Origin of the sequence: Halorubrum sp. GN11_10-6_MGM, assembly GCF_005435165.1 — an archaeon.
Lineage (GTDB): Archaea > Halobacteriota > Halobacteria > Halobacteriales > Haloferacaceae > Halorubrum.
The window spans coordinates 38526-51587 of the sequence record NZ_SGUC01000004.1 but is presented as its reverse complement, the minus strand read 5'-3'; the positions used below and the strand labels follow the sequence as shown (position 1 = coordinate 51587).

At 71.3% G+C, this 13062-nt stretch carries 14 protein-coding genes; 7 read left to right on the top strand and 7 right to left on the bottom strand.

Annotated features, from left to right (window positions below; translation table 11 throughout):
* Positions 1-83 precede the first annotated feature (83 nt).
* From EXE46_RS03330 to dacZ, 4 genes are all read right to left on the bottom strand, one after another.
* The gene (locus EXE46_RS03330) at positions 84-746 is read right to left on the bottom strand and encodes a GNAT family N-acetyltransferase (RefSeq protein WP_137687079.1); all 663 of its coding nucleotides are present in this window, start codon (positions 744-746) and stop codon (positions 84-86) included.
* 75 nt (positions 747-821) lie between these two features.
* Complete coding sequence (locus EXE46_RS03325; protein WP_137687078.1) at positions 822-2039, bottom strand: sensor histidine kinase; 1218 nt, start codon at positions 2037-2039, stop codon at positions 822-824.
* A gap of 58 nt (positions 2040-2097) precedes the next feature.
* A complete protein-coding gene (locus EXE46_RS03320) occupies positions 2098-2886 on the bottom strand; it encodes a mechanosensitive ion channel family protein (RefSeq protein WP_137687077.1) in 789 nt (262 codons plus the stop codon).
* Between the two features lie 3 nt (positions 2887-2889).
* On the bottom strand, positions 2890-3699 hold the full coding sequence (gene dacZ, locus EXE46_RS03315; RefSeq protein ID WP_137687076.1) for a diadenylate cyclase DacZ: 810 nt from the start codon (positions 3697-3699) through the stop codon (positions 2890-2892).
* Positions 3700-3898: 199 nt separating this feature from the next.
* On the opposite strand from dacZ, the gene EXE46_RS03310 reads away from it, so the two are divergent.
* From EXE46_RS03310 to EXE46_RS03295, 4 genes are all read left to right on the top strand, one after another.
* A complete protein-coding gene (locus tag EXE46_RS03310) occupies positions 3899-4519 on the top strand; it encodes a class I SAM-dependent methyltransferase (RefSeq protein WP_137687075.1) in 621 nt (206 codons plus the stop codon).
* A gap of 82 nt (positions 4520-4601) precedes the next feature.
* A complete protein-coding gene (locus EXE46_RS03305) occupies positions 4602-5714 on the top strand; it encodes an aldo/keto reductase (protein WP_137687074.1) in 1113 nt (370 codons plus the stop codon).
* An 84-nt stretch (positions 5715-5798) separates the two neighbouring features.
* The gene (locus EXE46_RS03300; protein WP_137687073.1) at positions 5799-6455 is read left to right on the top strand and encodes a hypothetical protein; all 657 of its coding nucleotides are present in this window, start codon (positions 5799-5801) and stop codon (positions 6453-6455) included.
* Positions 6455-7810, top strand: a complete 1356-nt coding sequence (locus tag EXE46_RS03295; protein ID WP_137687072.1) for a hypothetical protein — start codon at positions 6455-6457, stop codon at positions 7808-7810. The genes EXE46_RS03300 and EXE46_RS03295 overlap by 1 nt, the downstream gene beginning before the upstream one ends.
* A gap of 100 nt (positions 7811-7910) precedes the next feature.
* On the opposite strand, the gene EXE46_RS17010 is transcribed toward EXE46_RS03295, so the two are convergent.
* Positions 7911-8081 (bottom strand): HVO_0758 family zinc finger protein, encoded by a 171-nt coding sequence (locus tag EXE46_RS17010; RefSeq protein WP_199234103.1) that lies wholly within the window; start codon positions 8079-8081, stop codon positions 7911-7913.
* Positions 8082-8249: 168 nt separating this feature from the next.
* Here EXE46_RS17010 and EXE46_RS03290 point away from each other — a divergent pair, with 168 nt between their 5' ends.
* The 3 genes from EXE46_RS03290 (at position 8250) to EXE46_RS03280 (ending at position 11252) form a co-directional block, all read left to right on the top strand.
* The gene (locus EXE46_RS03290) at positions 8250-9425 is read left to right on the top strand and encodes an MFS transporter (RefSeq protein WP_137687071.1); all 1176 of its coding nucleotides are present in this window, start codon (positions 8250-8252) and stop codon (positions 9423-9425) included.
* A gap of 94 nt (positions 9426-9519) precedes the next feature.
* Complete coding sequence (locus EXE46_RS03285) at positions 9520-10704, top strand: glycosyl transferase family 2 (RefSeq protein ID WP_137687070.1); 1185 nt, start codon at positions 9520-9522, stop codon at positions 10702-10704.
* Positions 10705-10706: 2 nt separating this feature from the next.
* On the top strand, positions 10707-11252 hold the full coding sequence (locus tag EXE46_RS03280; protein WP_137687069.1) for a hypothetical protein: 546 nt from the start codon (positions 10707-10709) through the stop codon (positions 11250-11252).
* 24 nt (positions 11253-11276) lie between these two features.
* Here the strand turns inward: EXE46_RS03280 and EXE46_RS03275 are convergent, their stop codons facing one another.
* Both EXE46_RS03275 and EXE46_RS03270 read right to left on the bottom strand, forming a co-directional pair.
* A complete protein-coding gene (locus EXE46_RS03275) occupies positions 11277-11729 on the bottom strand; it encodes a DUF5804 family protein (protein WP_137687068.1) in 453 nt (150 codons plus the stop codon).
* 95 nt (positions 11730-11824) lie between these two features.
* Positions 11825-13027 (bottom strand): methionine adenosyltransferase, encoded by a 1203-nt coding sequence (locus EXE46_RS03270; protein ID WP_137687067.1) that lies wholly within the window; start codon positions 13025-13027, stop codon positions 11825-11827.
* Between the last annotated feature and the right edge of the window lie 35 nt (positions 13028-13062).

Genomic DNA, 13062 nt, shown 5'->3' with positions numbered 1-13062 from the left:
AGTCGTCGGTCGATCGCAGTCGTCGGTCGATCGCAGTCGTCGGTCGATCGCAGTCGTCGGTCGATCGCAGTCGTCGGTCGATCTCAGTCGTCGGCCGGAGAGCGTTCGCCTCCGCTCTCGGTCGGCGAGAGTTCGACGGCGGGCTCCGCGGAGCCCTCCCGGGCGAGCGGCGGCCAGCGAACCTCGGCGGCGATCGGGTCGTCGAGGTCGAGCCGCATCCGGAGGTCCCCGCGACGCTCCGCGACCTCGAACCCGACCGTCCGGTAGACGTTCCGCGCGACGCGGTTACCGGTCTCGACGTGGAGTTCGATCCCGTCGCGGTCCGCGGCCGCGGCGTTGGCGATCACGTGTCGGCACAGCTCCGTTCCGACGCCGCGGTCCTGCGCGTCGGGGTGGACGAAGACGGCGAGTTCGGGGACTGCGGCGTCGGTCGGCGTGTACATCGCGTGCCCGAAGATCTCGCCGTCGCGCTCCGCGACGATGTTGTTCCCCTCGGTGAGCATCGAGCGGATCCACTCGACGCACCGACGCCGGCTCGCGGGCGGGAGCCCTTGCGCGCGGTCGGTGCGGTGGAACCGCTCGTACATCTCCGCGAGGAACGGTTCGTCCGCGTCGACCGCGGGTCGGATCGTCCAGCGCGCCCCCTCCTTGTCGACGAACCGGGGACAGCGCGGCGGGCAGTGGGGCGTCCCCTCGCACTCGGCACCGTCCCAGCCGTCGCAGGCGGCGGTGGCGTCGTGGCTCATACCTGTCGGTCGGTTGCGCAGGGAGTTATATCGTGAGAGGCGGTCCCACAGCGTGGGAACGTTGGTCCGGCGCGCTCAGCCGCGGAGGGTGACGGTGATCTCCGTGCCGCCGATGTCGCTCTCCGCGACGCCAAGCTCGCCCCCGGAGGCGCGGACGATCCAGCGGACCAGCCAGATCCCCATGCCCGTGCTGTGAGTGAGTTGCGTCTCGTTCGACCGCGTCAGGACCTCGCGCTCGTGGGCTGGGAGTCCCGGGCCGTCGTCGGCGACCGCGAAGAGCGCGCGGTCGCCGGCTTCGCGGACCGCCGCGCGCACCCGCGGAGACGGCCCGGAGTGTTCGACCGCGTTCTCCAGCAGGTTGTCGAGGGCGTACGGCAGGAGGTCGTGGGCGACGGCCTCGACGCCGCCGGGGGCCTCGACGGTGAACTCGGCCTCGGCGTAGGTCGCCTCGAACTCCTCGACCCGACCGGAAACGAGCGCCGACAGGTCGAACGTCGTCCGACTCGCTTCTCCCTCCGAATCCTGGAGCCGTTCGACGCGTCTGGCCGCGTCGCTCAGGTCGACGATACCGGCGAGCCGCCGTTCCATCGCCTCCACGTGCGGGTCGTCGTCTGGACGCTCGGCCGCGAGCGCCTCGAGGTGCCCGAACACGACGTTCACGTCGTTCCGGATGTTGTGTCGCAGCACTCGGTTGAGCACGGTTAACCGCTGTTCGCGGCGCTTCCGCTCTCCCACGTCGGTCGCGACGTACGTCGCGCCGTCGAACGCGCCGTCGCGATCGCGGAGCGGGGCGGCCCAGTACCGAATATCGACCAGCGAGCCGTCGCGATGGGGGTGTCGGGTCTCGACGCCGGTCAGCCGCTCGCCGCGTTCGAGCCGGGAGAGGGAGTCGCCGAACGGCTCGGTCGCTTCGGCCTCCCGCGAAACGAGGCGGCTACCGAGGGCGTCCGCCTCGGTCCAGCCGAACAGGCGCTCGGCGCCGTCGTTCCAGAGCTGGACCGCGCCGTCGGCGTCGACGACGACGATGGCGACGGGGGCGACCTCGACGACGGAGACGAGCCGGTCGAAGAGGAACTCGATGGCGTCGGTGAGAGCGTCGGCCCCCTCTTCGGGGTCGAGCTGCTCGTTGAGGACGGTGACGAGCTCGGCTATCAACCGCTCTATCAGTTCGTCCCGGCTCTCGGACGCGGTCGAATCGTACGCGCGCAGCAAGCGCTGTCGCGCTTCACCGTGTCCCTCCGCCTCTAACACGTCGAACAGGGCGCCGACCAGCTGTTCCTCTTGTCGCCTCATTTTAGGCCGGCCTAAAACACAAGGGAGTAAGTGCGTTCCGAACTCGTCGTCGCGCGCCTCACTCCCGGATCAACACGATGCCGTCGCGGAACACCGCGTGGTTCGGAATCACGTGCTCCTCGCCGTCCGTCTCGATGTGGGTGACGAACAGATCGACTTCCTGAACGACGCCGCGCTCGCCAGCGACCCGCACCTCGTCGCCGATGCCGTACGGCTGGCGGAGGAGGAGGAAGACGCCGGCCGCGGCCGAGGCGACCAGGTCCTTCGTCGCGAGCGCGGCGAACAGCACGAGCGCGAACGCGTACGCCGCGAGCAGCACGATGAGCGCGAGCGTCTGGACGCCGACCTGTCCCAGGGCGATGAGCGCGGCGACGTACACGACGCTGTACTTGACGACGGTCGGGAGGACGCCGAGTTCGGGGAGCTTGATCCCCCGGAGGCGCTCGGCGACGAGCAGCTCCGCCTTGTCGCCGACGACGATCCCGACGATGAAGACGATCACGGCGACGAACAGCCGCGGGAGGAAGGCGGCGACGCCCGACCAGAACTGTTCGAGGTAGTTCACGTCCGCGACGGTTAAGGCGACGATGACGGTGACGGCGACGATGAAGTAGCTCGAAAGCTGCGCCAGTATCCGCACGGTCGAGGTGTCGAACTCGCGGGCCGTCCGCTCGAAGGCGGTCCCCTCGATCACCTCGGGGACACCCGCGCGGCGGAGCAGCCGCCGGTTGACCACGCCGGTGACGTACGCTAAGAGGAGCCCCAGCAGGAGCACCCCGAGCGCCAGCCAGATGCGATACGGGACGTTCGCGACGATCTCGACGATCGCGATCTGAGCCGCAGACATGGGTCAGTACTCCTCCGGATCGATCTCCAAGACGAGTTCGCCGGCCTTGAACGCCCGGACGAGCCCGTCGGACTCCGAGAGGACGATAGCGGTCGCGTTGGTGTCGCGGGTGATCGCGCCGCCCGCCATGTGGCGCGCGCCGAGCCCCTTCGGGATGTCGACCCCCTCTGCGGCGGGTTCGAGGTAGCGGTACGCGGAGACGATCTTCCCCGAGTCGGAGACGACGAACGCGCCGTCGAGCCGCGAGAACTCCTTTAACATCACGTTCACGATGGGGTCGCCGACGTGGACGTGACTCTTCTCGAAGGGGTTGTACGACAGCGGCCGCGACTTGTTCATCACCTTCCCCGCGTCGCCGACGACGAACAGCGCGCCGACGGGCTTGCCCTTCTGTCCCTTCTTGCCGAGTTCGATCGCGACCTCGAACACGTCGCGGATGACGCTCGGCTCCGCCCGGGAGTTGGCGAACAGGTCGAAGATACCCGTGTGTATCCCCTCGTCGACGGTGACGCGGACCACGGCGTCCGAGCCCCCGTCGAACACGCTTGCGACGCAGGCCACCTCGTCGCCCTCCGCGAGGAGGTCGGCGTCCATCGCGCCCTCGATGCCGAACCGGATCCGGTCTTTGACGTTGTCGAACGGGAGGGGGAGCTCGACGAACGTCTCCGCGTCGACGTCGTTGTCGGGCGCGACGACGACGACCTCGACCTCGTCGTCCGCGAACTGCTCGTAAAACGAGCTCGTCGGAGAGAACAGGAGCGCGGCGTCGACGTCCGTGACGAGGTCCGTCAAGTGGTCGATGAGCGAGGCCATTACCGGACGTGACTCCCGGAGTCCGTATAGTCGTTGCGTCGTGCGCGCGTCTGACGCCGGGGGGGCAACGCATTTCCGGCGAAAGGCGCCGTGTTTCCGCGCCGAGACGCCGACGGCGGGAGTCCGTCCGATGTCGGGGTGCGTCTGGTAGCGAGATTGCGTCCGACGACGTTTTCCCTCTCTGACCGCGTTGGCACACGTGGAACCCCACTCCGTCCGAGACTCGTGGACGAACCGGGCGGGAGAGTACTCGCCGGCGTACTACGCGTACCGCGGGCCGAACGAGACCAGTGCGCTGATCCGTGAGGCCCTCGACTCGCACCTCGACCGCGACGCAGCCGTCCTCGAACTCGGGTGCGGGTCGGGCCGGCACCTCGCGCACCTCGCGGCCAACGGCTTCGAGGATCTCTCGGGCGTCGACATCAACGCCGAGGCGTTCGACACGATGCGAGAGACCTACTCCGAACTGGCCGCCGACGGGACGTTTTACTGCGAATCGATAGAGGACTTCGTCGAGAAGTTCGACGACGACGCGTTCGACGCGGTGTACTCGGTCGAGACGCTCCAACACCTCCACCCCGACGTCGAGGCGGTCTTCGGAGAGATCGCGCGGATCACCGACGAACTCCTCGTCACGGCCGAGATCGAGGAGCCGACGCGCGAGTCGGCGTCGGCCGACGCGGACGTGAACTACGTCGACGACGAGACGCCGCTGTACTACCGGGATTGGGGCGAGATCTTCACCTCGCTGGGCCTCGTCGAGGTCGACGTCGTCCGCGGCGACAGGGACGTCACGCGGACCTTCCGCGCGACCGACTGACCGGCCCCGCGGTGGGACCTCCCGGAGACGGTGTGCCGACCTCCCGCGCGACTTTTACCCGCGAGCCGACTACCCCGACCACATGGCGACTCGCGAGGCCCTCTGGGGGTACCGGAACCGGTTCGGCGACGCCTTCGGCCGCACCTACTTCCGGCGCTTCGGGCCGGGCGTCGTCTCCAGCGTCGGCATCGGGACGTACCTCGGCGAACCGACCGCCGACGTCGACGCGGCCTCGCGCGAGTCGATCGAGCTGGCGCTCCGGTCGGGGGTGAACCACGTCGACACCGCGGCCAACTACCGCTGCGGCCGAGCCGAACGCGTCGTCGGCGAGGCGGTCCGAGACGCCCCCGTCGACCGCGAGTCGGTCGTCGTCGCGACGAAGGGCGGCTTCCTCCCGTTCGACGGGGAGCGTCCCGACGATCCGAGCGCGTACGTCCGCGAGCGGTTCGTCGAGCCGGGGATCGTCGACCCCGACGACCTCGCGAACGGCGCCCACAGCATCGCCCCCGACTTCTTGGAGTGGTCGCTGGACCGATCGCTCGACCGGCTCGGCCTCGACTCCGTCGACTGTTTCTACCTCCACAACCCCGAGACGCAGCTCGCCGCGCGGTCCCGTGAGGACGTGTACGACCGGATTGAGGCCGCGTTCGAGGCCTTAGAGCGTCGGCGGGTCGCGGGCGACGTCGGCGTGTACGGCGTCGCGGCGTGGGACGCGTTCCGCGTCCCGCGGGGCGCCGACCGCTATCTCTCGCTCGGCGAGGTGCGGTCGCGGGCCGAGGCGGCCGGGGAGGCGGTCGGCCCCGACGACGACCACGGGTTCGCGGCGATCCAACTCCCCTTCAACGTCGCGATGGCGGACGCGTTCACCCGTCGGAACCAGCCCGCGCCGCCCGGCGGCGACGCCGAGGGGTCCGTCTCGACGCTCGAACTCGCCCACGAGGCCGGCCTCTCCGTGGTCACGAGCGCGAGCGTCGGACAGGGCGAGCTGGCGGTCGAGGGCGCGATCCCCGCCGACGTCAACGCGACGCTGGCGGGGGAGACGCCGGCGCAGCGCGCGCTCAACTTCGCGCGGAGCGCGCCGGGCGTCACCTCCTCGCTCGTCGGGACGACCGATCCCGACCACGTCCGCGAGAACGTCGCGGCCGGCACCTTCGACCCGCTCGGCGCGTCGGCGTTCGACGCCGTCTTCGAGTGAGGGCGGGGGCGTGACAGAGCGACCGCCGTCTCGTACCGTCCCCGCCCCACAAGACGTTTGTTCCGACCGGTTCAACCCGCTCGTATGTCCCCCACGCGACGAGCCCTCCTCGGGAGCGCGGCCGCCGGAGTCGTCGGCGCGCTCGCCGGCTGCTCCGGCGCGAGCGATCCGGAGGCGGAGTCCGTACAGCGACGAGCCTCCGGGACCGACACCGATCCGACCGTCCTGAAACCCCGGAATCCGAACGGCGAGGCCGTCCTGGTCGACGGGGCGGAGACCGACGGCGAGGGCGATCCGATCTCCGTGGGCCGTGAACTCGTCACGAGCGCGGACCGGGCGGCCGAGCTGCTGGTCGCCGAGGGCGTCACTGACGCGGACCGCGATCGGATCCGGTCGTTCCTCGACGAGACGGACTACGACGCCGAGACGGTGTACGTCGCGCCCGCCGGTATCGAGTCGTGCGAGCGGCTCCACATCGACTCCGTCTCGTGGAACCCCCAACGCGTCGAGTACGAGTACTGCCGCGAGCTCAGGCCGCCCGACGAGGCGTGCGAGACGGACACGCGGGTCGTCCTCGCTCTCCTCTTCCGGCTCCCGGTCGCCCTCGACGGGCGGATCACCGGCTCCGGCTCCAGCGGGCGCTCGCCCTGTCAGACCACGGACACCGAGTACGCGGTGATCGACGGGAACGCGACCGTGCCCGGCAACGCCACGGCCGCCGACGAGTGGAGTGAGTTCTGATGCCGCGACGCTTCACCCGACGCGACGCGCTCGCCGCCGGCGTCGCCGCCGCGCTCGGCTCGGTCGCCGGCTGTTCCGGCAGGCGGAGCGAGTCCCGGTTCTGGGACGATCCGCCCTCGCTCGACGTCGCCGCGGTTCCGCGCGGATTCGACGAGCCCGTTCCGGAGGCGCCGCGGCTCGTCCCCGTCGACGTCGAGCCCGCGGTCGCCGCCGCGTTCGCCGACCGTGTCGACCGCCTGCTCGGCCCGATCCCGGACCCCCTGACCGCGGCGACGCTGCCGAACGGCGAGATCCGGGCGCAGATCGAAACGGAGCGGGCGGCGGCCCGAGAGGCACTACCCGGTCCCGACGAGACGCTCCCGCCGCTGCGGACCGCGGAGCGGTACGCCGCGGCGCGCGATCACGCCGCCACCGCCACCGGCACGTGGGCGGCCGTGACGGTCGAGGGCGACCCGGAAGCGGTGGCCGCCGACATCGGGACGGTCCGACGGCGGGCGTCCGACACGCTGAGTTCACTGCCCGGCCCCGCGGCGGACCCGCTCGCCGGCGCCGCGGCGTACGGCCCGATCGAGCGCTGGTACGACGAGTCGCGGCGACGGACGCTGGTCGGCGGGAACGCCGGTCCGGCCGGCCGGGCGAACCCCCTCCGCGTCGGCGAATCGGTCGGAGACGCCGAGCGCGTCCAGTCGTACGTCGAGGCAGGGCGGTACCTCCGCGACCGCTACCGGGAGTCGCTCGACGACTCGGTGTCGGTCGCCGAGCCGCTCCGTCGTGAGGCGGAGCGCTTGGGGGCCGAGATCGGCGACCGGCTCCGGGAACTCCACGGGGGAGAGACGGACCGGCTCAGGTCGAACCCGGGGACCGAGGCGTTCCTCGACGACCGCCCCGTCGCCCGGGACGCGCCGAGCGCCTCGCTGCTCTCGACGGCGGCCTACCGGACGTTCGAGGATCTCCGGTTCGACCCCGTTCCGGTCGACGACTACGAGCCGGACCACCCGGCGACCGCGCTCACGCGGACCGCGCTCGCGCGGACCCGGCTCCGCGCGCTCGACGCCGTCGCGTCGCGGATCGAGAACGGGGAGACGATGTTCCCCGACGACGCCGGGGCGGTCGACACGGCGCGCGACGCGGCTGTCGAGTCGGCGGCGTCGCTCGCAGGCGGCGAGAACCCGCTCGGGCGGTGGCTGGCGACCGAGTTCCTCCGGCTGTTCTCGGAGTCCGACGAGGCGCTCGCGTCCGACGAACGGACCGCCCGCTCGACGGTCGAGGCGTGTACCGCGTACCGGTGGATCGAGATCGTCGCGAGGGAGGGGCGGACGGTGGCCGAGGCGGTCGAGGCGTCGCTCGGCTCGTGAGCGGCGACGGTCAGCGAGAGAAGAGAGAGGGGCGGCGCGGCGGGGAGTTCGGCACCGGATGCGGGGCGAGAGGTTCGCCACCGGGTGCGGACGAGGGCGTTCAGCGGAGCTCCTTGTACCGACTCTCGCACTCCGGACAGATCCGGACCGAGAACACCTCGTCCGGGTCGTTCTCCTTTTTCAGCACTTGGTCGCAGTCGGCGCAGTTGAGCCGCTCGTAGGTGTCCTTGACGAGGTCCCCGTCGCGGAGCCCCTTGCGCGTGGATTTCATACCCGGAGTTTGTCGCCGGGGCGCATAAAAACCCTGTACGACATCGGTCAGACGCGTCGGCCGAGATCGATGTCGGGCGGAGCGAAGCCGGCGTCGCTCCCAGATCAGGGGTCCGGAGTCCGAGAGGCGTTTCGCAACGCTTGTCTCCGGGCGCGGAGAAGCGCCGCCGTGTCACGGACCCGGCTGTTCGGATCGCTTTGCGCGCTGGTCTTCCTCGTCAACTTCGCGCGCGTCGTGTTCGCACCCCTCGTGGGGGAGTTCATCGACGCGTTCGGGATCCGCGAGGGGACCGCCGGGCTCATCGTCACGCTCGTGTGGCTCGGGTCGGCCGCGCCGCGGCTCCCCGCCGGCTGGGCGCTCACGCGCTTCACGCGTCGGGCGGTGATCCTCGTCTCCGGCGGGATGCTGACCGCGGGCGCGCTCGGCGTCGCGCTCGCGCCGAGCGTCCTCGCGCTGCTGGTCGCGGCCTTCGCGATCGGACTCGCCTCCGGCGTCTACTTCGTCGCCGCGAACCCGTTCATCGCGGAGCTGTTCCCGCGGCGCGTCGGCCGCGTGATGGGCGTCCACGGAATGGCCAGCCAGCTCGCCGCGGTCATCGCCGCGCCCGCGGTCACCGTCGCGCTGTGGTACGACTGGCGATACGCCTTCTACGTCCTCGCCGTCGTCGCGGCGGTCAGCACGGTCGCGTTCTACGCGCTCGCTCGCCGGGCCGACCTCCCGGACGCCGGCGCGGGCGACACCGACTTCCTCGGGGCCGCCCGCGGCGAGTGGAAGCTGATCGTCGCGGGGGTCGTCCTGACGGGACTCACGAGCTTCGTCTGGCAGGGCCTGTTCAACTTCTACGAGCTGTACATGATACAGAAGGACCTCCCGCCGGCGACCGCCCGGAACCTCCTGACGGTGATCTTCGCCGCGGGCGTGCCCGCGTTCCTCGTGTCGGGCGACCTCGCTGACCGGCTTCCCCACGTCCCGTACCTGCTCGGCATCGTCACGTCGTTCGTCGTCGGGGTCGTCCTCGTCGTCGTCGCCGAGGGGCTGGCGGCGGTGGTCGCCGCGAGCGTCGTCGTCGGCTTCGCCATCCACATGCTGTTCCCGGCGGGCGACACGTACCTGCTGGCGTCGCTGCCGGACGAGTCGCGGGCGTCGGCGTACGCGGTGTTCTCCGCGGGGATGATGTCGGCGCAGGCGGCCGGCTCGTGGGTCGTCGGCGAGGCGATCGAGGCGGGCGCGACGTACGACGCCGTCTTCCTCGCGCTCGCGGGCGGCCTGTCGGTCCTCGTGGCCGCCTACGCGGTCCTCTACCGCCTCGGTCGCGTGCCGGGGGGCGCCGCGGGCGCGGTCTGAGCCGTCCCGGACGGCCGGTCGCTCCCGCGACCGGGGGCCGGTCCGGTTGGTGGTACCGCACCTGTTTTGGGCGTCGCTCCCGTGTGATCGGTAAATGGAGTACGTTCAGGAGCGCGTGACGACCCTCCACGCGTTGACCGACCACCGGCCGGCGGCGCCGACGGACCGCGCGGCGGTGGTCGTGCCGATGACCGAGCGCGAGTACGGGACGCTCGCCGCCGAACGCGTGCTCTCGACGCTGGAGACCGTCGACCCGGCCAGAGTGATCGTCCCGCTGCGGGCGTCGGCCGACCGGGCCGGGCCGTTCGCGGACTGGCTCGACGGGTTCGACCTCGACGTCGAGACGCTGTGGTGCGACGGCACCCGGCTCGCGTCGCTGCTGGAGGCGCGGGGGCTCGACGGCGAGCGCGGCAAGGGCCGCGACGTGTGGCTCGCGCTGGGTCGCGCGCTCGACGAGGAGTTCGTCGTCGTCCACGACGCCGACACGAAGACGTACTCGCCCGCGTTCGTGAACCGGCTGCTGTTCCCGTTGGGGCAGGGGTACGCGTTCTCGAAGGGGTACTACGCCCGCGTCGAGGACGGATCGCTGTACGGGCGGCTGTTCCGGCTGTTCTTCCGGCCGCTCGTCCGCGCGCTGTCGGACGCCGCGCCCGGCCGCGAGCCGGACGTCCTCGCGTACCTCTCGGCGTTCCGCTACGCGCTCGCCGGCGAGTTCGCGGCGACGAGCGACCTCGTCTCCCGGCTCCGCGTCCAGCGCGGCTGGGGGCTGGAGGTCGGGACGCTCGGCGAGGCGTTCGGGCACGCGGGCTTCGCGGACAGCGCGCAGGTCGACCTCGGCCGCTACGAACACGACCACCGCTCCGTCGAGGGGCCGACCGGCCTCGCGGACATGAGCCGGGCGGTCGGCGCGGCGACGCTGCGCGCGGTCGAGGACGCGGGCGTCGACGTCGACTACGACGGCCTCACCGAGCGCTACCGCGAGGCCGCCGAGGCGCTGATCGACGGCTACGCGACCGACGCCGCGTTCAACGGGCTCTCGTACGACGCCGCCGACGAGCGCTCGCAGGTGGCGACCTACGCCGAGGCGCTCTCCGAGCCCGGTCCCGACACCCGGCTCCCGGCGTGGGAGCGCGCCCCGGTCGATCCCGACGAGGTCCGCGAGGCCGCGCGCGCGGATCTCGACGCCGTCAGGGACGAGGAGGCGACCGGCGGCGTCGATATCGTCGGCGGCTCGGGAACGGACAGCGGACAGGCGGAGCCCGCGCCGGGGGAGGACTGACGATGGGTGACGGAAACAGGCCGAGCGTCGCCGCGCGCGACGACCTCGCGGGCGTCGTCGACCTGTTCGGGTGGCTCACGCGCGCGGAGCTCTCGAACGCGCTCTCGGAGCTGGCGTTCAAGCGACGGGCCGAGGTCGACGAGGCGGCCATCGACGCCGCCATCGACCTCGCGGTCGCCGAGTACGCGCTCGTGCCCGCGCCGGCCGGGGCGCTCTCCGGGGAGGGGGCGGACGACGTCCCCGACGGAGAGACCGAGGCGGCCGACGAGCGGACCGCCCTCGCCGTCGGTCCCGCCGCGTTCCCGACCCTTCCCGAGGGCGCCGCGGACCTCCCGCACATCCTCGACGTCCCGGACCGGGGGGTCGACCGCGAGGCGCTCGCGGACGCGGTCCTCGGCCGACTGCGCGAGGAGGCGGTCGCGGCGATAGGCGAGGGGGACACCGAACGGCTGGAGACGCTCGCGGACGTGACCTACGACGTGGAGGCGTGGGCGCCGGTCGACGTCGAGCCGGTTCGGACGCGGATCCTCGCCGAAGTCGACGAGTGAGGGGCGAGAGCGGCGGTCGGCTCTCTATCCCGAGAACTCGGACTCGCTCACGCGGACGGTGACGGTCTCCTCGACGTCGCGGAGGTCGTACTCGGGCGTCTCGCCCTGTCGCCGCCGGACGAAGAGGGGTTCGACCGGGCGGCCGTCGACGAGGCCGAACAGCTTCAAACGTTGGTCGGTCTCCTCGGGCGGCACGTCGCCGTCGCGGACCTCGCGGGCGAGGTCCCGCGAGAGCCACTCGTCGGCCGCGACGGACGGCTCCAGTACCAAGGCCTCCTCGACGAAGCGAACGAGGTACCAGTCGAGGTCGTTGAGGAGGGAGACCGCGGCGCCGAGGCTCACGGTGTCGACGGCGACGCTGTTCTCGAACGGCTCTTCGATCTCGTACGTGGCGAGCGCGTCGCGAGCCGTCTCGCGGGAGAGCAGCTCGTAGGAGAGCTCCACGTCGGGGTCGCCGAGGAGACACACCCGCGTCATGCGCGCACCTCGGACCGGGCGGCGCAAATCCGTTGCGGTCGGCCGGCGGCGCAAATCCGTTGGAGTCGAGCGGGCCGGTACTCGGTCGCCGCCGCTCAGAACGTCGAGACGTCGCCCTCGATGACGCTGCGAGTTACGTCGGTCACGTCGGCCAGTTCGCGGTCGACGATGTCGATGACGTCCGCCTCGATGTCGGCCAGCGTCACGTCCCCTTCGGTGACGATCTGCGCGTCGGCGACGTGGGGCTCGTCGATCGGGCGGCCGATCTGCGAGAGCAGCCGGATCTGGAGGTCGCGGATTCCGTCGACCTCGTCCGTGACGGACTCGGCGACCCGGGTGGAGAGCAGGTTGTAGATCTTCCCGATGTGGTTGACGGGGTTCTTCCCGGAGGTCGCCTCCATCGACATCGGGCGGTTCGGCGTGATGAGCCCGTTCGCGCGGTTGCCGCGCCCGACGGAGCCGTCGTCGCCCTGCTCGGCGGAGGTGCCGGTGACGGTGAGGTAGACGGAGCCCTCGTCGTAGTCGTCGGCGGTGTTGACGTCGACGGTGACTTCGCGGTCGGTGTACTCGCGGGCGAGGTCATCGACGTACTCGCGGACGGACGCGACCGCGTCGTCGTACTCGTCGAGGCCGTCGACGTGCGCGTCGACCATCGCGGCGGCGACCGTGATGTCGATCTGGTCGCCCTCGCGTTTGCCCATGATCTTCACGTCGGGGCCGAGCTCGGGGTTGTCGTCGTGGTAGGTCGTGTTGAGCGCGCGCTCGGCCTCGCGGACGATGGTCTCCGTCTCGGTGAGCGGGGCGTGGCCGACGCCGAAGGAGGTGTCGTTGGCCATCGGGACCTCCTGGGTTTCCTCGCCGAAGACGTCTTGGAGGTCGCCCGAGCCCTCGCCGAGCTTGACGTTGACGACGACGTCGGTGCCGTACTCCAGCTCCGGGATCGCCTCGGAGAGGTAGTCCCGGGCGGCCGCGAGCGCGGTCGAGTCGACCGGGAGCTGCTGTCCGTCGTACTCCTTCGTGGCGCGGCCGACGACGAGGATGTAGATGGGCTCGACGACCTCGCCGCCGCCGAACGCGGGGGCCGCGCGGCCGGCGACCAGCTGCGTCTCGTCGGTGTTGTAGTGGAGCACCTTGCCGACGCGGTCCAAGTAGAGCTGCGAGAGCGCCCGCGAGACCGACTCCGCGACTCCGTCGCAGATCGAATCGGGGTGACCGATCCCCTTTCGCTCGACGATTTCGACCTCCTGGTCCTCGACCGCCTGCCGGTCGAGCCGGCTGACCTGTATGTTCCGGTCCATTACGAGACGGTACTCCGCCACCGGCAGTATAACTT

Excerpts from the sequence above, each read along its gene's own strand:
- EXE46_RS03330 (WP_137687079.1), bottom strand. The coding sequence starts at position 746 with ATGAGCCACGACGCCACCGCCGCCTGCGACGGCTGGGACGGTGCCGAG.
- EXE46_RS03325 (WP_137687078.1), bottom strand. The coding sequence starts at position 2,039 with ATGAGGCGACAAGAGGAACAGCTGGTCGGCGCCCTGTTCGACGTGTTA.
- EXE46_RS03320 (WP_137687077.1), bottom strand. The coding sequence starts at position 2,886 with ATGTCTGCGGCTCAGATCGCGATCGTCGAGATCGTCGCGAACGTCCCG.
- dacZ (WP_137687076.1), bottom strand. The coding sequence starts at position 3,699 with ATGGCCTCGCTCATCGACCACTTGACGGACCTCGTCACGGACGTCGAC.
- EXE46_RS03305 (WP_137687074.1), top strand. The coding sequence starts at position 4,602 with ATGGCGACTCGCGAGGCCCTCTGGGGGTACCGGAACCGGTTCGGCGAC.
- EXE46_RS03300 (WP_137687073.1), top strand. The coding sequence starts at position 5,799 with ATGTCCCCCACGCGACGAGCCCTCCTCGGGAGCGCGGCCGCCGGAGTC.
- EXE46_RS03295 (WP_137687072.1), top strand. The coding sequence starts at position 6,455 with ATGCCGCGACGCTTCACCCGACGCGACGCGCTCGCCGCCGGCGTCGCC.
- EXE46_RS17010 (WP_199234103.1), bottom strand. The coding sequence starts at position 8,081 with ATGAAATCCACGCGCAAGGGGCTCCGCGACGGGGACCTCGTCAAGGAC.
- EXE46_RS03285 (WP_137687070.1), top strand. The coding sequence starts at position 9,520 with ATGGAGTACGTTCAGGAGCGCGTGACGACCCTCCACGCGTTGACCGAC.
- EXE46_RS03280 (WP_137687069.1), top strand. The coding sequence starts at position 10,707 with ATGGGTGACGGAAACAGGCCGAGCGTCGCCGCGCGCGACGACCTCGCG.
- EXE46_RS03275 (WP_137687068.1), bottom strand. The coding sequence starts at position 11,729 with ATGACGCGGGTGTGTCTCCTCGGCGACCCCGACGTGGAGCTCTCCTAC.
- EXE46_RS03270 (WP_137687067.1), bottom strand. The coding sequence starts at position 13,027 with ATGGACCGGAACATACAGGTCAGCCGGCTCGACCGGCAGGCGGTCGAG.